The following is a 19,113-nucleotide window of genomic DNA, read 5'->3' as shown; positions in this document are numbered from 1 at the left end:
ACGTCCCTCACTTGTATTGGGTGAAGGCTGCTTTTGGAGTTTTTTATTTGCATAAGAGGGGGAACAAACCATGAAATTATTACAAGAGAAAATTATGCGAGAAGGAAAAGTATTGTCAGATGATGTGTTAAAAGTGGATGCATTTTTAAATCATCAAATTGATCCAGTGCTTATGCAAGAAATCGGAAAAGAATTTGCAAAGCGTTTTAAAGACGAGAAAATTACAAAAATCGTGACGATTGAGTCTTCAGGAATTGCTCCAGCTGTAATGGCTGCATTAGAATTTGGTGTAACAGTTGTTTTTGCAAGAAAACGTAAATCGTTAACGTTACAAGATAATATGTATATTGCAAAAGTATATTCCTATACAAAACAAGAAACGAACGAAATCTCTATATCGAAACAATATATACATGAAGACGACCGCGTCCTTATTATTGATGACTTTTTAGCGAACGGTCAGGCAGCACTTGGTTTAATGAACTTAGTACAGCAAGCAGGCGCAACAGTGGCGGGTATCGGAATCGTGATTGAAAAAGCATTTCAAGATGGAGGAAGTAAATTACGTGAGAGCGGCGTTCGCGTAGAATCGTTGGCAGAAATCGCATCGCTTGATAATGGTACAGTTCGTTTTGTCGAACATGCGGCAGCGGAGGTGAAGTAAGATGAAGCAACACCCTCTTAAGGTTGCATCTCTCGGTATTCAACATATGTTGGCAATGTATGCCGGGGCAGTTATCGTTCCGCTCATTGTTGGAGGCGGACTTGGATTAAATCAGCGTGAACTTACGTATTTAGTGTCAATTGACTTATTAATGTGCGGCATTGCAACAATTTTACAAGCATTAACGAATCGTTTCTTCGGTATTGGACTTCCAGTAGTGTTAGGTTGCACTTTTACAGCAGTTGGACCGATGATTGCTATTGGTAAGCAATATGGAGTATCCGCTGTGTATGGTTCTATTATTGCAGCAGGACTATTTGTTGTTTTATTTTCTAGTGTGTTTGGAAAGCTTGTAAAACTGTTTCCACCAGTTGTTACTGGATCAGTTGTAACAGTTATTGGAGTTACATTAGTTCCAGTCGCGATTAATGACATGGCTGGTGGTGTAGGAAGCAAAGATTTTGGTAGTTTACCCAATTTAGCATTAGCATTCGGAGTATTGTTATTTATCATCATCATGTACCGTTTTTTTGATGGTTTCATTCGCTCTATTTCTATCTTATTAGGATTATTATTTGGTACAGCAATTGCAGCATTAATGGGGAAGGTAAGTTTACAAGCTGTAGCGGAAGCTGATTGGTTTCATGGTGTACAGCCATTTTACTTCGGTACACCAACATTCGAATTAACACCTATCATTACAATGATTCTAGTTGCTTGTGTAGGAATTGTCGAAGCAACAGGAGTTTATTTTGCACTATCGGATATTTGTAACAAAAAAATTGGTGAAAAAGAATTGGCAAAAGGATATCGTGCAGAAGGAATTGCAATGATGTTAGGTGGTATTTTTAACGCATTTCCGTATACGACATATTCACAAAATGTGGGTCTTGTTCAACTGACAGGTGTGCGCAATCGTGTTGTCATTTACACATGCGGTGGTATGCTTATTGTACTTGGATTTATTCCAAAGATTGCCGCGCTAACAACGATTATTCCAACGCCAGTACTTGGCGGTGCAATGCTTGCTATGTTCGGAATGGTTATGGCATATGGTATTAAAATGTTAAGCGCTGTTAACTTTGCAAAACAGGAAAACTTATTAATTGTTGCGTGTTCTGTTGGAATTGGTCTTGGTGTAACAGTTGTGCCAACATTATTCTCGCAGCTTCCAGAGAGCGTTCGCATTTTAACAGATAACGGAATTGTATTAGGAAGTGCCTCAGCAGTGCTTTTAAATATTGTGTTTAATATGATTCCGCAAAAACAAACGAAGGTAAAAGAAGAGCAAGTTGCAATGCAAAGCGCTGTTTCTAAAGCGTAAAACAAAGCAGTATCTCACGATGAGATACTGCTTTGTTTTTTCATAGGCATGTTTTTTCCATAGGTACCAAGACGCCAAATATATTCAAGTGGTCCATACTGATAACGAGATAGCCACCAGCGGCTAACAAAGATTTGAATAATATAGAAGCCGATACAGAAGAGTGTGCCGCCCCATAGTGGGAATACGATATTTGCTTGAAATAATAAACCGAATACCAATAAAGTTACAATAGTTTGTGAAATATAATTTGTTAATGCCATACGGCCAACATATTGGAAGGGACGAAATATTTTTTGCCATTTTGCATGCTGCAATAGACGCATAAGTGTGAGAATGTAAAAAATGAATAATGTTTTTCCGCTTAACGTAATAAAGCCAATCATTTTAAATGGCATGTATGAATCGTTCATATTGAAATAGACAATCATAATCCACCATGTTGGCAAAGTAGCGATGAAGGCAATGATTTGCCATTTCTTTAGCTTTGTATCAATATCTTTTACGCGGCGGAAGATTTCTTTTTTGCCGGCGTATAGACCAAGTAAAAAGAGACCAACTGTTTCCGGTAGCATCATAAGAGAATAGCCGATTTCTTCAGAGTAAAAAGCAGTAAAACGATCTTGCACTTGCAAGCTCCAATTTAGCAACGGAACTACCGGAGCAGAAAAATCTCCAAGTTTTTCAAGCGGAACGACTAGCATCGCTGAGCTAGCAAGCAACATAATAAATTCCCATATACTTAATAAAATAAGGGACCAGATTAGTAAAGTTTTTGGTTGCCTTTTATAAAATAAAAGAAGTACAAATCCACTTATTGCATAATTATGTAAAATATCGCCGTCCCAAAGCAAAACATAATGTAAAAATCCAAACAATAACAATATCAGTAGTCTACGTATAAATAGTAATTTTGGACGATATGCTTTCTCTTCAGCACGTTTCATAAAAATATAAAAACCAAGGCCGAACAAAAAGGAAAAAATTGTGTAAAATTTTGTTTGGACAAACAGATCATAAAACAGTCGAATGTAACGATCCAATCCTTCGTAAACACCTGTTAGATCTCTCGATTCAATGCCAGCTAATACAGGCCAGTTTACAAGGAAAATACCAAAAATTGCAATCCCTCGTATAATATCAATAGAATGAATTCTTTCATTTTGTGAAATACTCTTTGCCATACTTCCTCTCCTTTTTTGTATATTTCTTTTAGTATATACGGTATGGAAAGTGGTGGGATATATATTTCCAATTTTTTTAACTGTTAACATTTCTCCCGTGAGTTATAATAAGAGGGCACAACAATCCTACTACTCCTTTAGAACAGGCAGTATGAAAGCTCCTTTATTTGAAAAGGAGCTTTTATTTTTAAAATATATATTGATAATCATTCTCTCTAATGGTACAATGTGTTTAAAATTGATAATCATTATCAAGAAAGTTAGGTGTGATTGTATGGTATATGCATTTTTAGCAGGAACAGTTGTTTTATATGCAGTTGTAACAAAACATGTGTTAAATCGAGTAGGAGCAACTAAATAATGAACTATATTACATAGAAATCCCTTTCGTTTTCAAAAAGAATGAAAGGGATTTTTTATTTTTTTACTGTGAAGATGCTGAAAATTTAGTAATATAATAGGTGGATACATCTTGGAACAAAGGGGCATGAGGGGATGACAAAAACAGTGCAAACAAACAGTTTACAAAAGCTTGTTTGTTTTTATGAAGAGTGGCAGAAAAAAGGTGATATGGAACATAGTGAAAAGTTGCTTGAAGTTATACAGAAATATAAAGAAGAGCAGCTTATGATTGCATTTTGTGGACATTTCTCTGCTGGAAAATCAACAATGATGAACTATTTATATAAAGATCAATTGTTGCCAACAAGTCCGATTCCAACGAGTGCGAATGTGGTAAAGATAGAAAAAGGACATGCTCGCGTCGTTGTTACATTAAAATCAGGACAGAAATACGAGTATGACGGTATGTATACAGCAGAAGAATTAAAACAGCTTTGTAAAAATGGCGATGAAGTGATTGGAATCCATATTTATCGGAGCGATGCACCGCTCCCAGAAGGCGTTGTTCTTGTTGATACGCCTGGTATTGATTCAACTGATGATGCACATCAACTTGCGACTGAATCTACGCTGCATCTTGCCGACATTATTTTTTATATGATGGATTATAATCATGTGCAATCGGAAGTGAATTTACAGTTTGTCAAAGAATTAAAGCAACGTAATAAAACGGTTTATCTTGTTGTGAACCAGATTGATAAGCATAAAGAACATGAATTGTCTTTTTCTGCGTATCAGCAAAGTGTAATGCAGTCATTTGCAAATTGGAATGTTGACGTTGATGGTATATTTTATACGTCTTTACGATTGCAACAACATTCGTACAATGAATTGGAAAAGCTAGAGGATCTGCTTATTTCTATTATGAAAGAACGCGGTTCTTATGTAAAAGGTGGAATGGAAAAGGAAGTTTCTTATTTACAACAAGAACATCTTTCTTATTTGTTAACACAGTATGAGAAACAGCTGGAGCCGCTTCGTGAAGAATTGGCATCGCTATTATCGTATGAAGAAGTTACGTCGATTTTAGAAGAACTTGCCGAAAAAGAAAAAGAATTTTATGCAAAAGAAGATGAAGTGAAAAATAGATTTATCATAGGACTGCATAATATATTAGATAATGCATATTTAATGCCATTTGAAATGCGTGATTTAGCAAATCAATACTTAGAAACAAAATTGACGAAATTTAAAGTTGGTTTATTATTTGCAAAAGCAAAAACTGATCAAGAAAAGCAGCGTCGTTTACAAGCGTTTTATGAGTCCCTGCAAAAGACGGTAGAAGCACAATTAGACTTTCATGTAAAAGAATATATTGTTTCTTTTACAAAGCAAGAAGAGATATTTACAGAAGAATTAGGAAAAGCAGTATATGATTTGAATATTTCTTTTGAATCGTCGCTTTTAGAGGAACTAATTAAGCAAGGAGCAGGGTTTACAGGAGATTATTTATTACATTATACAGCAGATGTTGCAAATGAATTAAAGAAACGATATTACAATGCGGCACAATCTATATTTGCGAAAGCTTTACCGATATTACAAGAAAGAGGAAAAGCTGAGCTGCTAAGCATTGATAAAGAACGAAAGCAATACGAAGCGGTGCAACATGCGAATGACATGAAACGTCAATATATGGAACAGTACGATCAGTATGAAACATATTTGCATGATGTATGGAACGATTGTGTTTCTGTGCCTGAAACGATGGAAATAGAAGATATTTTACAACGAACACAACGAGTGACAAATGCTAAATTTCAATTGCAAGAACAAGAAGCTGTATCTACGTATACGGAAAATCAAGTTGCAAGCACAGGAAATGTTAATATTCAGCGCGTATTAGAACATGTAAAGGAAACAGAATTTGTTCTAAAACAGCTTCCGGCTTTGACGCACGTATACGACGAAATTGTTGAAAAGAGAACACGCATTGAAACGAAACAATTTACAGTGGCGTTATTTGGAGCATTTAGTGCAGGGAAATCGTCCTTTGCCAATGCCTTATTAGGAGAAAAAGTATTACCAGTATCACCGAATCCTACAACAGCAACTATTAATCAAATTTTGCCGGTAACAGATGAGAAGCCGCATGGTACGGTAGTGGTACAGTTCAAATCGGAAACTGCGCTCTTTGAGGACTTAAAGGCTGTTTATAAGTTATTTCACCGTGATATTACATCTTTGGAAGAAGCACTCTTACAAATTGATGATGTACTGCAATATCCAGCGCCAAGTGGCAGACAAAAAACAACGTTTAGTTTTTTACGAGCGGTGCAGCATGGGTATGCGGAAGTAGGGCATCGTTTAGGAGAGCAATCTCGCGTAACATTAGCTGAATTTGCTGATTATGTGGCCAATGAAGAAAAGTCATGCTTTGTAGAATATATGGAGCTTTATTATGATTGTGAATTAACGAGACAAGGCATTGCACTTGTTGATACGCCAGGAGCAGACTCTGTTAACGCACGCCATACAGACGTAGCATTCCAATATATAAAAAATGCAGACGCAATTTTATTTGTAACGTATTATAATCACGTGTTTTCACGAGCAGATCGAGAATTTTTAATTCAGCTTGGACGTGTAAAAGATACGTTTGCACTTGATAAAATGTTCTTCTTAATTAATGCTGCGGATTTAGCACAGTCAGAAGAGGAATTACACACAGTAAAAGGGTATATTAGTGATCAATTGTTGCAGTACGGGATTCGGAATCCACGTCTGTTTGCGATTTCTAGCTTATTTGCATTAGAAGAAAAACAAGGAAAAGATATTTCAAAAGAAACGTATGGTATTTTAAGACATTCTGGTCTTGCACCGTTTGAACAAGCGTTCACTTCGTTTATCATGAGAGATTTAATGCTTGTATCGGTTCATTCTTTAAATGGAGCACTTCAAAACGGTTATAAACTTCTTACAAATATGATTGAAAGTGCAACACAAGGAAATGAAGAAAAAGAACAAAAACGAAAAAAATATGAAGCGGAACGTGAAGAACTGCTTCATATGATCTCTTCGCATAGTGTTGTAACAGAAGAAATGGCATTGGAAAATGAAGTGAAAGAGCTTCTATATTATGTAAAACAGCGCTTATTTTTACGATACAATGATGTGTTTACAGAATTTATTAATCCAGCTTCTTTACGAACACAAGGGAATGTGAAAGAGAAATTACAAGAGTGCATGATGGAGTTAATTGCCTTCTTACAACATGATTTATTGCAAGAAATGCGTGCAACGTCGCTGCGTCTTGAAAAATGGATGAATGAAACGATGAAACATGTGCAAGAAGAAGTAACGGTGCAATGTGCTACAAAGAATGAACAGCTCGTCATCCGTACAGATACAACATATGACTATCGCGTTCTTATGCATGAAAATCCATTTCCAAATATGGAAGCAAAACAATTTAAAAAAGCATTATCCCATTTTAAAAGTGAGAAAAGCTTCTTTGAAAAAAATGATAAAGCATTGATGCAAGAAGAAATGAAGCAAACGTTAGAACCATTTGTGGCAGATTACGTAATGGAAGAACAGCACCTATTTGTTAATCACTATAAACAAGAATGGCTTCATGGATGGCAACTTGTGAAAACAGTCATGATGCAAGACGCAGCGCAATACTATGAAAGTTTATTATTTGCGTTATTGGAAACAATTGATGTTTCTGCATACGAAAAGAGAAAAGAAGAATTGGAAAAACAATTAATGAAAATAAAACATGAAGTAGAAGTTCTATAAGTATTAAGAGAAAAAGATACGTTCAATGCGTTTTTGTAGAACAGCATCTAATGATTTTACAAATCCTGCAAATTCATCTGAGGAAACCATATGAGTTAAGACGAGACGTTTTCCATCTGGCGTTTCGCCGCATAAGACGAAGGAAGTGAATTCATATGGTTTTCCTTCTATCACTAACTTTGGATAGGAGTACGTGCCATTTTTCTTTTTCTTCTCATCAATGGAGATTATATTGCACTTCTTTTCATTGTTGTCCATAGTGATGACCTCCTTTGTATTACTTATGGAAGACAAGGGGTATTTAGAACAGGTGGAGATGAGAGAATTTTTATGGAACAATTAATTGTTGAGCGTATTTCTGAAGATAAGGCACCGATATCATTATTATTACTTGCTGATCCGAGCGAAAGGCAGTTACAGTCATATCTTCAACGAGGAATGATTTACGTTGCTAAACGTGATGAACATGTGATAGGGTCATACATATTAATGGAAACACGCCCTAATACGATGGAGATTATGAATATTGCAGTTTGTGAACAAGAACAGGGTAAGGGCATCGGGAAGCAGTTATTACAGCATGCGATTACAACTGCAAAAGAACACGGCATGCGGAAGCTTGAAATAGGGACAGGTAATTCGAGCGTTTCGCAGCTTGCTTTATATCAAAAATGTGGATTTCGTATTTTTTCTATTGATTTTGATTACTTTTCGAAGCATTATGAAGAAGAGATTATAGAAAATGGCATTGTATGCCGGGATATGATTCGGCTTACGATGGACTTATACTAGGGGGAAGCGAACATGGAAGTACATGCAGCAATTACAGCACATTCTCGTAAACAAAATGAAGTGGTGAAAGCATTTCTACAATTAGAGGCGCAACGTGAAGCAGCAATTGAAGCAGCAGTATCACTTGCATCAAATGGGAAACCTTTCTCTGTTGATGTAATTAATATGGTAACAAAACAAATTAATGGGCTTGCAAAAAACGGTATTGCACCGCAACGTAAGATTGTGACAGAAGAAATGGTGATGGAGTACGTAGAACGTTTACAAGAGAAAGAAGGTCGTTAAGTATGATCGTTACAGTCGAATGGTTACATGAACATATACAAGATGAGCATGTTCGTATTATCGATTGTCGTTTTGACTTAGCAAATCCGAATTGGGGAAGAGAGCAATATAATGAGGCACATATTTCAGGTGCACTCTATTTTGATTTAGATAAAGATTTATCAAGTCCGGTTACACAACATGGCGGACGTCACCCGCTTCCAAATATAGAAGCGTTTGTACAAAAACTTTCACAAGCTGGGATTGATGAACATACAACAGTTGTGGCATATGATAGTCAAGGAGGAGCAATGGCCTCTCGTCTCTGGTGGCTCTTAACGTACCTTGGACATGACAAAGTATATGTGTTAAATGGTGGCTTCCCAGAATGGAAGGAGCAAAAGGTCGAAGTAACGAATGATATACCAGTTTTTGCACCTAAGACGTTTGTTCCAACTCTGCAGCATGATATTGTCGTAACAATGGAAGAATTACAAGAGAAAATTAATAAACAGGCAAATATAACACTTATTGATTCGCGAGAACCAAAGCGATACGCAGGATTAGAAGAACCAGTTGATAAAGTGGCCGGTCACATTCCAACTGCACAAAATTATTTTTGGAAAGACGGCGTAACTGATTTTGGTGCTTTTAAGGGACAGGACGCACAAGAAGAGCGTTTTATCGATCTTGATAAAAAGAAAGAAACGATTGTGTATTGCGGATCAGGTGTAACGGCATGTCCGAACGTATTAGCGTTAAAAATGGCTGGTTTTACAAGTGTAAAATTATATGCGGGCAGCTGGAGTGATTGGATTTCTTATCCTGAAAATCCAATTGCGAAAGAAAAACAGTAGCCTATTGCACCTCAAAAAGTTTTGTATTACAATAGGATCACAAGCAAGAAATACTTTAATAACAATATATTTTACACATTGCGAACAATGTGATAAGATAACGACAAATAAATAAAACATCCTGCGGTGTGCGTAACTTATTTATGTCTAAAACCGATGTTAGTTTTACGGAAGTTCGATATTTAGAGGCCAACATCAAGCCTTTCTTTGAGAAGGAAGATGAACGGTAACTGTGAGAACATCCACCTGCGAGTAGCGGGTTTTTGGACATTTACGAGGGACGGCACGTGCGGGGGTTCTATTTATCCTTATGATTAATAATAAATGCCTACGATGTACGTAGCTTGTGTATGTCTTAAACCAATGAGAGTAATACGGAAGTTCAATATTTAAATGTAGCCATCATGCCATCTTTTTAAGAAGGAAGATGAAAGCATTTTTGAGAGCATCCACCTGCGAGAGCGGGTTTATGGACATCTAGAAGAGAACGGCATATGTGGGACTATATAAAAAACTTACGTTTTATACGTAAGTTTTTTTGTTTTGAGAAGCCTTTTTGTCAGCACGCTGGAAATCATTTAAGTTTCGTTGTGTGGAAACAATAAAAAATATTAGAAATAAAATGAAACTCCTACTGATGAGAGCTTTACTTTATCATATCTGGCGATTCATCCCCCACCTCAAGCGCGAAGCGGTAGGTGGGGGGAGTGCAATGTTATCTGCATTCACCTGTAAATTCTCCATAATAAACATAGCACTTTCGGTCTTCATCAATCTCCCTTGAGTCTAAGGTGAATTCCATCAATATTCCATCCCTTTGAACGTACAAAATATCTGAATGTAGATACGTTAAGATTTCCTCATGATTCCATACATCTTTACTTTCTATCAAAATCGAATTTGCTCCTTGTAGTTCTCTAATCTCAAAACCTATATGGGAATATGTGGTTTCTGAAGAATCATCGAAGAATTTTTCTCTTTTGACATATAATACTGCAGTTCCGTCAGGATCCATCGCGGTCGCTGTTACGACATACGTATCTCCTTCTTTAATGAAATACTCACAAGTCATCCTTGCGACGGTTTCAGAGATAGGAATATTCGCATAGTTCCATAAGGCAGGATATTGTTTAGCTTCATCATTGAGTCGATATTCTAACCGCAATCGTAATCCCTCTTCCTTTTTCTTCTAATTTATCATGAATTCTTTTATAATAAAAATATAATATATAAAGGGGTGTGGGAAGGTGACAAAAACCAAATGGTTAGTAACAGGTGTTCTTACATCTTTAATGACCGGCACTTTAGCTGGCTGTACAAAAGATCTCCCTCCAAAACCAAATGATAAGAGCTGTTCCGATTGGGATTGGGATGATGAACTTGGCGTGTGGCGATGTGATGACAATCATTCAAGTTATCATGGGCATTATTATTACGGTGGTAAATATTATCAAAATAAATCAACTTTCAAAAATTCATCTGAATTTAAGTCCTATCAAGCTTCTTCTAATTTTAAAGGAGGAATTGGAAGCGGTTCAAAGGGCGGATTCGGAGGTTAAGTCATGTCGTTTTACATAAAGGAACGAAGTCAATTTTATTCAAGGTTCCCACATTTTTGGTCTGACTTATACGGGAGTGAGTATAGCCTTTTTCATGTTTTTGAAATAACAGAACAAACTATGAGGCATTTGCAATTAGCAACAGAACGAATGGGAAAAGTATTTTTTGAGACTGCTAGCCTTCTTCGGAACTTATCGGATGCTCAGCTTCTTGAACTTGGTTTTCCATCTTCAAGTCTGCCTTTTATCAGAATGAAATCTCTGTTTCCTGAATCTATTATTTCACGGTTTGATTTTGCTTTGACGAATGGTGGTATCAAAATGCTTGAGTTTAATAGTGATACCCCTACTTTTATCATGGAATGCTTTCAAATGAATGGACAGGTATGCAAAGAATTAGACTATCATGACCCAAACGAGAATCAGGAACGTCTTCTTTCTTCTGGTATCACAAAAGCTGTAATGGAGGCTGCTAAAGGAATAGAAATGCCAAACGTTGTCTTCACAGCCCATCATGAACATATAGAAGATTGGAATACTACTGCGTATTTGAGTCAGCTATGTCAGGTTAAAAACAAAATGGTGTCAATGTCAGAACTCAGAATTACTGACGATGCTTTGGTCGACAGAGACGGTGTGCCTATTGATATTTTGTATCGTCAAACATATCCTATTGAAGATTTGGTTGAGGACCGGGATCCTAATACCGGTGATTTTGTGGGGATTGAGTTACTGCAACTTGTAAAGGAAGGAAAGCTCTTTATTATAAATCCTGTTTCATCCTTTCTACTTCAGCCGAAATCGATTCAATGCCTGATTTGGGGATTAGCTGAGATAGGCGTTTTTTATACAAATGAGGAACGACAATGGATTAAGGAATATATGCTTCCTACTTACTTAGAACCAGATTTATTTTTAGGAAAAAGTTCTTTTGTTCAAAAACCTTCGTTCGGTAGAGAGGGTAACACGGTTATAATTCGTGACAAAGACACGAATATTGTGATTCAAAATTCATATCAAACGTATAAAAAAGAACTTCCTGTATTTCAAAAGTATATAAAGCTTCCGATTGTTTCCCTTGAGACTGAAAAAGGGAACGAGGAGTTGTCGTATGTGTTTGGATCGTTTTTAATTGCTGGAAAACCAAGTAGTATTGGTATACGGGCCGGTGGAAAAATTACGGGGAATGAATCTTATTATTTACCTGTAGGGATAAAAAAGGGGGATTATAAATGATGAACTTTTTACTTTATTTAGTGGTTTCACTCGGCCTTTTATGTATTGGTCTTTTTCTTATGGAATTGACAACAAAAGTGAAGGAATTTTCGTTAATGGCTAAAGGGAATAGAGCAGCAAGCTATGCACTTGGAGGGAGACTTCTTGGTCTTGCCATCGTCTTGTATTCGACTGCTGCCCATTCTATTTCACTTATGGATATGGTTTTATGGGGAGCGATTGGGATTTTAGCGCAGATTGTTGTATTTTATTTAGCCGAATGGTGCACACCGCGTTTTAATATCAATCAAAGCATTGAAGAAGATAACCAGGCCGTCGGACTTTTCCTTATGTTTTTATCAATTTCCATCGGAATCGTGATTGCTGGGTGTTTAACATATTGAAAAACACGTTGTAGAAAAGCATGGAGATGTTGAAGTGTATCTTCTTCAGGCTTGTCACCTTGAGAAAAAGAGCATACAAAATCTTAAACAATTAGTATTAGAATAAGAGTGTTCCTGGCCTAAATCACTTTCTAGGAAATACTTATTGTAATAAGGAAAAGTTTGAATTCAAAGTATTGACATCTATTTTAAATAAGAGTAACATTTTCTATGTAATTAAATATGTCTCTGTTAGGTGAGGCTCCTGTATAGAGAGATGCTACTGCCCAAAAATGTCGAGAGACGCCAATGGGTCAACAGGAATGATCGAATTAAGGTCTTTCTTAATGTAGCTGGTGAAGAACCTATGCTATACAGTGCTAAAGCTCGGCGAGGGAGAGGTGCGATTGTTTTTAATATAAGCTACTATAATGTAGTTTTATTAAACTTCGCTTATTTGCGTATGTTCAGACCTTTACTCGTTTCCGGGTAAAGGTCTTTTTAGTAAGGTTATATTTTGTAAGAATATACATAATAAAAAATTTATGAGGAGGTGAGGAGCAATGTCAGCTTCGGACTCGGTTCCGTTACCCATATATTTCAAAAAAAGAATGCGTTATGTAGGTAGGAAGCGAATTGTTCCTCCCCCTATATCTGTAAATAGATAAGTCGAGAAACAATAAGTTTCTTCCTGCGTACGCCAAGGAGGAGACGGACGATGTTATATGTAAATAAACGAGATGGAATGATAGACAACGTAACTCACAAAGGGAAAGAAATTTTACAGAAAAACAATGAAATGTTAGTGGAAGTTGCGATTCGAGATGTGAAATCGGTATATGCTTATTTTAAAACAACAAGAAATGGTCTTTCCGTGAAAGAAGCAAAAAAACGTATCGCGCAATATGGGAAAAATGAACGATATGCAAATAAAAAAATCATGCTGGCTTATATCATGATGAAGTTGATTGAAAAAGTAAGTCTGTTTGAAAAGGAAACGAATCAAACGAGTGCAACAACATCAAAAACAGTTGCTGTTTTAAGAGTAGTAAATGATAAAGCAAATGGAGTAGATACAGATTCTGAAATGATGAATATTCCTGTAGAAGAATTGGTTCCAGGTGATGTAATTTGTCTTTCCGCAGGTGATACTGTACCAGCTGATGCCCGCATTATTTACGCGAAAGATTTATTAGTAAATGAATCTCCTTTAACAGGAAAAGAAATGCTTGTAGAAAAATATGAAAGTTGTTATCATATCGAAAAAAAGCGATTTATGCCGTTAAAACGCATAAAAGATTACAATCCACTTTATCTTGAGAATTTATGCTACAAAAGCACCCATATTGTTAATGGAACAGCAAAGGCAGTTGTTGTTTCAACTGGAAATAATACGTATGTAGAACTATTACATCAATATTGTAAGTAATCTTTATAGATGCTAAATGGAGTAAATCATTGTATAATAAAAAGTACAATCATCATTGATTATTTATAACCTTGCGTCATGACGTGAGGTTTTTATTTTTGTCATTAGGAGAGGAATTATGAAAAAAGTATTATTAGTAGATGGTATGGCACTATTATTTCGTGCTTTTTATGCAACAAGTGTCTACGGACAATTTATGAAAAGACAAGATGGTACTCCGACAAACGGGATTCATGGTTATATGAAGCATTTATTAACAGCGTCTGGGACAATTGAGCCGACTCATATTGTAACGTGCTGGGATATGGGGAGTACAACTTTTCGAACAGAAGCGTTTTCAAACTATAAGGCGAATCGCGGGGCACCGCCAGAAGAATTAATTCCACAATTCGATTTAGTGCAAGAAATGACTGCGCATTTATCTATTCCAGTCATTGGTATGAAAGGATATGAAGCTGATGACTGTATTGGAACATTAGCAAAAGCGTATCAAAATGAAGCAGAAGTGTTTATTTTAACGGGTGATACAGATTTGCTGCAGCTTGTTGATACAAATATTACAGTTATGCTCCTTCGCAAAGGAATTGGAAACTATGAATATTACACGCCTGAAAAAATTATCGAAGAAAAAGGTGTACAGCCGTGGCAAATTGTTCACGCAAAGGCATTTATGGGTGATTCAAGTGACAATTATCCAGGAGTAAAGGGCATTGGTGAAAAGACAGCATATAAGCTCATTCAAGAGCACGGAACAGTTACAGCTGTTTTAGAAAACATTACACTATTAACGAAAACACAGCGTACAAAAATTGAAAATGACTTAGACAATTTGCATATGTCATTACAACTTGCACAAATTCATTGTGAAGTGCCAATTTCTTGCGAATTAGAAGAAGCTCTTCACACAATTGATATAGAGAAAATACGATTCGTTTGTGAGCAAATGAATTGGGGCAGACCTGAAATGTTTGTAAATATGTTATAAAGTGAAACTTCTATCAGCGAGGGTTTTTCTTCATCGCTCACTGATGGAAAGCCCGCCAAAAAGTAGCGGGATAAAAAGTGGTTCTTGAAAAGGATTTATTTTAGAATATAGATAACGCCCAATCAAACTATACATTTGATTGGGCGTTATTATTTATATTTAAAACATTTCAACTAGATATGGTTTCTACCATATCTAGTTTTTTTAGATTGATTGTAAAGGTAGTAAACAAACTGTTGGAAGAGTTATGTTTCAATCGCAAAGCTATACACATATTGACTCATGAAAAAATATACATAGTTTTCATTTAAAATTCAAATGGATTTCACACAAATCTTTTATTATTACACAATACAGATAATTAATTATCTTTTATATAAATGAAACTTTTCATATCAATCAAGGAGGAAATTAAGTATGCGAAAAAAAATAAGAAAATCCTTTAAACAATTACTAATAGAAAATAAACAATTATTATTGAATGATAAGGAGAACATAAGAGAAATTGAAGAAAAAATTGAAAAACGACATGTATCATATGGAGCGGTGAGTAACTGAGTAAAGGAAAGTTTTTGATCAGGAAAATCCACATAATAAAGAGTTAATCTATAAATCTTGGATATACATTCAAATGAAAGCAGTGCAACTTAAGGTGTTGCTAATTCGAAAGTCCTTTCAGTGATAATCTGAAAGGACTTTGTTTATCTAACTTATTATTGGAAAGGATGTTAAAAAAACTTTATTTGTGGTCGATTTCTTGTAAATGAGTGAGTAAACGACTATGAATACGTAACAAAGTTTGAATATCTTCTTGTGGCATTTTTTCTAATGCAATCATCATTGCACGATAAGAGGATGAATTTTCGATAGATTTTTTTGCGATTTCTTTTCCTTCAGAAGTGACGTTTAATTTGAGTTCTCTTCGATCTTCTTGAGATTGTGCTCTTTCTACCAATCCGAGCTGGAAGAGTCCCTCTACACTTACACTTACTGTACTTTTAGGTAAAGAAAGCATTTCTGCTACTGCTTTTAAAGTAAGGTCTGGTTTTGTATAAATAGTGTTTAAAATCCCCATTTGAGATACCGTCAATCCTAAGCTAGCAGCATTTTGTTGGGTGAATGAAACAATTGTTTTTTGAATCTCTAAAAATGATTGCATGATTTTTGTGGTTGTATGTAAATCGTTATTCGCCATCGTTAATCCTTCTTCCTATGTATTTAGTTCGTTTTTAAACAGTTCAATATTAAACTAAATAAAATGAATAATCAACGAATTTTATTTTTTATCCTGCTATTCGCGGGCGGTCATACCCTCGCCTTAAGGTTATGAGGGATTAGAAGAAGATAGCTACTTGATTGGTTCAACTAACCATTGGTGGGGGAAACCGCTAATAGAAGTTTCACTTTATTTTTCAGAAAAACAGGAGATTCTACAGCAGTTTTCAAAGAAAATTCATTCTCATAACGCTCGAAAACATGTATGATAGAGAGTGGAGAATTTTTCAAATTAGGTGGGGACATCATGCAAACAGTTCAAGATTACCTTTCATTCTTACATACAAAAGGATTTAAATTATCAGAGGAAGCACAAGGATTTATTATGTTTGGTCAAGGATATACAGGTTCATCTGATAGAATTGTGAATGTGGCGATTGAAGCGACGATTAAGCATCAATTACAGTTTGATGGTAGTTACTTTATTGCTTTGTTAGAACGATTAAATGAAGAGAAAATTACCGATAAAAAAAGCGCGGTGGCTTTTATGCGGAAGTTACAAACATAACTTCATGCAGCCTGCGCTTCTTTTTTTTGTTTATTTGGGAGTTCCACAAAGATCATTCCTAAGAAAATGCAAATGCATCCGATGATAGCTGATACTGACAATTGTTCATTCGCAACAAGAACACCTGTGATTGCAGCAAAGACTGGCTCCATTGCGAAAATAATGGCAACGCGGGTCGGTGACGTGTACTTTTGTGCTGTTGTCTGAATAAAGAATGCAAGAGAAGTAGCAAATATCGATGTTAGCAATAATGCAAACAAAAATGAGCGATTCGTCCATAATGATAGCGAAAATAATTTCTCCCAATCTTCAAACAAAAACGCACAAATAGAAGAGAAGAGTCCAACTGCTAATATTTGTGTTGTACTTAATAATAGCGGAGACACCTTTTTTGAAAAGAATCCATTTACAAGTATGTGAGCAGCAAATGCTACAGCGCAACCTAAGATAAGCAGGTCTCCTATATTCAATTGAAAAGAATCTCCAGCTGTTAATAAGAACAATCCAATTGTAGCTACTGTAATTCCGAGTACAATAAATATATTCGCTTTTTGCTTTAAAAAGATAAACGATAAAACAGGTACCATGACAATACTAAGCCCTGTTAAAAATCCTGCTTTAGAAGAAGTTGTATATAATAAGCCGAATGTTTGTAACAAGTAACCAATAAATAAAAAGAATCCGACTATGATACCAGCGGAGCTACTATACCTTGCGCGTTTAATAGGTATTTTTTTTATAGAAATGAGCTGAATAACCAGTAAAATAAGTCCAGCTAATAAGAACCGTACAGCATTAAAAGAAAATGGACCGACAAATGACATAGCATTTTGAACGACAACAAACGTAGCTCCCCAAATAAAGGCAACGAACAACAATGCGAGAGGAGCAATCCACTCTTTTCTCAATACACTACCCCCGTTCATTTTTTAAAATTGCTTTTCGCGCTAATTCATCTGCTACTTTATTTTGACTGCTTGGAATCCACTTCATAAAAAAGAGATCAAATTGCTGGGTCATTTGCAATGCTTCTTCTAAAAGTGGTGCATATAAGGGATTCTTCGCATATTGTTTTTCAACAGCTTGTTCTACAAGCTGAGAATCTGTTCGAAACGATACAATTTTATAATTATGTTCGGTGCAATATTTTAATGCAGCAAGTAATGCGTGATACTCAGCTTCATGATTGCTCATAACTCCAAGTGGAACAGAAAGCTGCACAGGCGGTTGAATACCTTTGATAAAAACCCCAGCGCCAGAAGGACCAGGGTTTCCTTTTGATGCACCATCAATGTACACTTCAATCAAATTGAAAACCTCCGATTAACCGATTGTAATGCTATAGCGGCATGTAAATGTTTCATTCGCTTTTAACATTTGAATTCCTTTTTTTTCTGTAAAGTCTTTTACGGGCTCTACTTCATCAGCAATGCCATACCAAGGTTCAATACATAGAAACGGTGCGCCGTCTCCAGGTGTCCACACACCCACAAATGGAAATCCTTCAAATGCTACTTTAATAAATTTATTATGTTTGTGAGAGCGGATGGCAATTTCGTTTTTGTTCATGTTTTCAAAAATAAGCGCATCGTTTTTAAATAAATCGTATGTAAGTGGAAGTTCGGTTGTTTCTTCTGCTACTATGAGTTTATTTTTAGAAAGAAATGGTCCTTCTAATACGCTTGTTTCTAAGTGCTCTAGAGTGCTGAAAGATAAGTAGTAATCTGTGAAAGATTCATTTGATAGTAAAGGACAATTAAAACCAGGGTGTCCTCCAATTGAAAAATACATTTCTTTTGTGCTTGGATTGATTACTTCATATGTTACGTATACAGATGTTTCATGTAATTCATAAGAAACGAGTAATTCAAATGCAAACGGATAGTTTTGTAATGTTTCTTCATTACTCGTTACTACGTATGTAATTTTTGATTCACTTTGTTCTTTTATTGTAAATGTTAGATCGCGAGCAAATCCATGCTGTGTTAACGAATAAGATTTTCCATCAACATAATATGTATTATCTACTAATCTTCCGACGATTGGGAATAAAATGGGAGCACGTCGTCCCCAATACTTTGAATCCCCTTGCCACATATATTCTGTACGATCTTCTTTTAAGCGAATGCTTTGTAATTCTGCACCTTTTTCAGAAATAGAAACGATCATTTTTTCATTTTGAATCGTTGCTGTCATGAACAAACCCTCCTAAATCTTTCATGTTTTTTATTATACGTCCTATAAAAAGAAAAGGATAGTTTATCCCGCATTAACGGGCAGTAATACTCCCACCTCAAAATTCGGTGAAAGCATTGTCCAGCTCTAGCGGCTAGAATCTCCGGTCGTTTCGCCCCCTCGGACGAGGCAAAAAGCGCCTCTCTGTCGGGGGCTCCAACGCCCTGCAATTCTGAACGAGCCGCTGCCGCTTTTCTAAAGAAGTTAGATGGGAGATAAACTGCCCGTAAAAGCCCGATTGGTTCAACTAATAATCAGTGGGGGATGAAGAAAACCCCCACTGATTAAAGTTT

Annotated in this window: 20 protein-coding genes, 2 other RNA genes and 1 riboswitch; of the genes, 15 read left to right on the top strand and 7 right to left on the bottom strand. The window is 36.0% G+C overall.

Translation table 11 applies throughout. The features are described from left to right. The first annotated feature begins 70 nt into the window (after positions 1-70). Both CN326_RS12555 and pbuX read left to right on the top strand, forming a co-directional pair. On the top strand, positions 71-664 hold the full coding sequence (locus CN326_RS12555) for a xanthine phosphoribosyltransferase (protein ID WP_098309356.1): 594 nt from the start codon (positions 71-73) through the stop codon (positions 662-664). A 1-nt stretch (position 665) separates the two neighbouring features. Next, positions 666-1,988, top strand: a complete 1,323-nt coding sequence (gene pbuX / locus CN326_RS12550) for a xanthine permease PbuX (RefSeq protein WP_098309355.1) — start codon at positions 666-668, stop codon at positions 1,986-1,988. Positions 1,989-2,002: 14 nt separating this feature from the next. Here pbuX and CN326_RS12545 read toward each other — a convergent pair whose 3' ends face one another. Next, positions 2,003-3,172, bottom strand: a complete 1,170-nt coding sequence (locus CN326_RS12545; RefSeq protein WP_098309354.1) for a DUF418 domain-containing protein — start codon at positions 3,170-3,172, stop codon at positions 2,003-2,005. A gap of 495 nt (positions 3,173-3,667) precedes the next feature. Between CN326_RS12545 and CN326_RS12535 the strand changes: the two genes are divergently transcribed. Further along, positions 3,668-7,318: a dynamin family protein gene (locus CN326_RS12535; RefSeq protein WP_098309352.1), complete on the top strand. Its 3,651-nt coding sequence runs from the start codon at positions 3,668-3,670 to the stop codon at positions 7,316-7,318. Positions 7,319-7,321: 3 nt separating this feature from the next. On the opposite strand, the gene CN326_RS12530 is transcribed toward CN326_RS12535, so the two are convergent. Beyond that, on the bottom strand, positions 7,322-7,576 hold the full coding sequence (locus tag CN326_RS12530) for a DUF3931 domain-containing protein (RefSeq protein ID WP_098309351.1): 255 nt from the start codon (positions 7,574-7,576) through the stop codon (positions 7,322-7,324). 72 nt (positions 7,577-7,648) lie between these two features. On the opposite strand from CN326_RS12530, the gene CN326_RS12525 reads away from it, so the two are divergent. From CN326_RS12525 to ssrS (CN326_RS12505), 5 genes are all read left to right on the top strand, one after another. Next, a complete protein-coding gene (locus CN326_RS12525; protein ID WP_098309350.1) occupies positions 7,649-8,110 on the top strand; it encodes a GNAT family N-acetyltransferase in 462 nt (153 codons plus the stop codon). A 12-nt stretch (positions 8,111-8,122) separates the two neighbouring features. Further along, positions 8,123-8,395, top strand: coding sequence for a YpbS family protein (locus CN326_RS12520; protein ID WP_098309349.1), 273 nt, complete (start codon positions 8,123-8,125; stop codon positions 8,393-8,395). Between the two features lie 2 nt (positions 8,396-8,397). Then, entirely contained in the window at positions 8,398-9,231 is an 834-nt protein-coding gene (locus tag CN326_RS12515) for a sulfurtransferase (protein ID WP_098309348.1), read from the top strand. A 115-nt stretch (positions 9,232-9,346) separates the two neighbouring features. Further along, a non-coding RNA gene (gene ssrS, locus CN326_RS12510) (6S RNA) lies at positions 9,347-9,531 on the top strand. A 22-nt stretch (positions 9,532-9,553) separates the two neighbouring features. Then, a non-coding RNA gene (gene ssrS / locus CN326_RS12505) (6S RNA) lies at positions 9,554-9,738 on the top strand. Positions 9,739-9,946: 208 nt separating this feature from the next. Here ssrS (CN326_RS12505) and CN326_RS12500 read toward each other — a convergent pair. After that, positions 9,947-10,396, bottom strand: a complete 450-nt coding sequence (locus CN326_RS12500) for a hypothetical protein (protein ID WP_098309347.1) — start codon at positions 10,394-10,396, stop codon at positions 9,947-9,949. Positions 10,397-10,478: 82 nt separating this feature from the next. Between CN326_RS12500 and CN326_RS12495 the strand changes: the two genes are divergently transcribed. From CN326_RS12495 to CN326_RS12470, 6 genes are all read left to right on the top strand, one after another. After that, positions 10,479-10,790, top strand: coding sequence for a hypothetical protein (locus tag CN326_RS12495; protein ID WP_098309346.1), 312 nt, complete (start codon positions 10,479-10,481; stop codon positions 10,788-10,790). Between the two features lie 3 nt (positions 10,791-10,793). Next, positions 10,794-12,026: a glutathionylspermidine synthase family protein gene (locus CN326_RS12490; protein WP_098309345.1), complete on the top strand. Its 1,233-nt coding sequence runs from the start codon at positions 10,794-10,796 to the stop codon at positions 12,024-12,026. Continuing rightward, positions 12,023-12,409 carry a DUF350 domain-containing protein gene (locus CN326_RS12485; protein ID WP_098309344.1) on the top strand — a complete coding sequence of 129 codons (387 nt, stop codon included), beginning with the start codon at positions 12,023-12,025 and terminating at the stop codon, positions 12,407-12,409. Before CN326_RS12490 ends, CN326_RS12485 begins: the two co-directional genes overlap by 4 nt. 220 nt (positions 12,410-12,629) lie before the next feature. Beyond that, positions 12,630-12,795, top strand: a riboswitch (M-box (ykoK) riboswitch). 311 nt (positions 12,796-13,106) lie between these two features. After that, positions 13,107-13,817, top strand: coding sequence for a P-type ATPase actuator domain-containing protein (locus tag CN326_RS12480; protein WP_098309343.1), 711 nt, complete (start codon positions 13,107-13,109; stop codon positions 13,815-13,817). A 118-nt stretch (positions 13,818-13,935) separates the two neighbouring features. After that, a complete protein-coding gene (locus CN326_RS12475) occupies positions 13,936-14,802 on the top strand; it encodes a 5'-3' exonuclease (protein ID WP_098309342.1) in 867 nt (288 codons plus the stop codon). Positions 14,803-15,219: 417 nt separating this feature from the next. After that, positions 15,220-15,360: an FbpB family small basic protein gene (locus CN326_RS12470; RefSeq protein ID WP_098309341.1), complete on the top strand. Its 141-nt coding sequence runs from the start codon at positions 15,220-15,222 to the stop codon at positions 15,358-15,360. A gap of 181 nt (positions 15,361-15,541) precedes the next feature. Here CN326_RS12470 and CN326_RS12465 read toward each other — a convergent pair whose 3' ends face one another. Beyond that, positions 15,542-15,997, bottom strand: coding sequence for a MarR family winged helix-turn-helix transcriptional regulator (locus tag CN326_RS12465; protein ID WP_098309340.1), 456 nt, complete (start codon positions 15,995-15,997; stop codon positions 15,542-15,544). Positions 15,998-16,324: 327 nt separating this feature from the next. On the opposite strand from CN326_RS12465, the gene CN326_RS12460 reads away from it, so the two are divergent. After that, a complete protein-coding gene (locus tag CN326_RS12460) occupies positions 16,325-16,585 on the top strand; it encodes a DUF6123 family protein (RefSeq protein ID WP_098309339.1) in 261 nt (86 codons plus the stop codon). Between the two features lie 2 nt (positions 16,586-16,587). Here CN326_RS12460 and CN326_RS12455 read toward each other — a convergent pair whose 3' ends face one another. Genes CN326_RS12455 through CN326_RS12445 form a run of 3 tightly spaced genes read right to left on the bottom strand, consistent with a single transcriptional unit; the run spans position 16,588 to position 18,781 of the window. Further along, positions 16,588-17,493 (bottom strand): DMT family transporter, encoded by a 906-nt coding sequence (locus CN326_RS12455; protein WP_141525041.1) that lies wholly within the window; start codon positions 17,491-17,493, stop codon positions 16,588-16,590. Positions 17,494-17,497: 4 nt separating this feature from the next. Next, positions 17,498-17,893, bottom strand: coding sequence for a reverse transcriptase-like protein (locus tag CN326_RS12450; RefSeq protein WP_098309337.1), 396 nt, complete (start codon positions 17,891-17,893; stop codon positions 17,498-17,500). Between the two features lie 15 nt (positions 17,894-17,908). Beyond that, on the bottom strand, positions 17,909-18,781 hold the full coding sequence (locus tag CN326_RS12445; RefSeq protein WP_098309336.1) for an aldose 1-epimerase family protein: 873 nt from the start codon (positions 18,779-18,781) through the stop codon (positions 17,909-17,911). Positions 18,782-19,113 lie beyond the last annotated feature (332 nt).

Source organism: Bacillus sp. AFS018417, from assembly GCF_002560985.1.
GTDB lineage: Bacteria > Bacillota > Bacilli > Bacillales > Bacillaceae_G > Bacillus_A > Bacillus_A rhizoplanae.
This window is presented reverse-complemented; position numbering and strand designations above follow the sequence as displayed.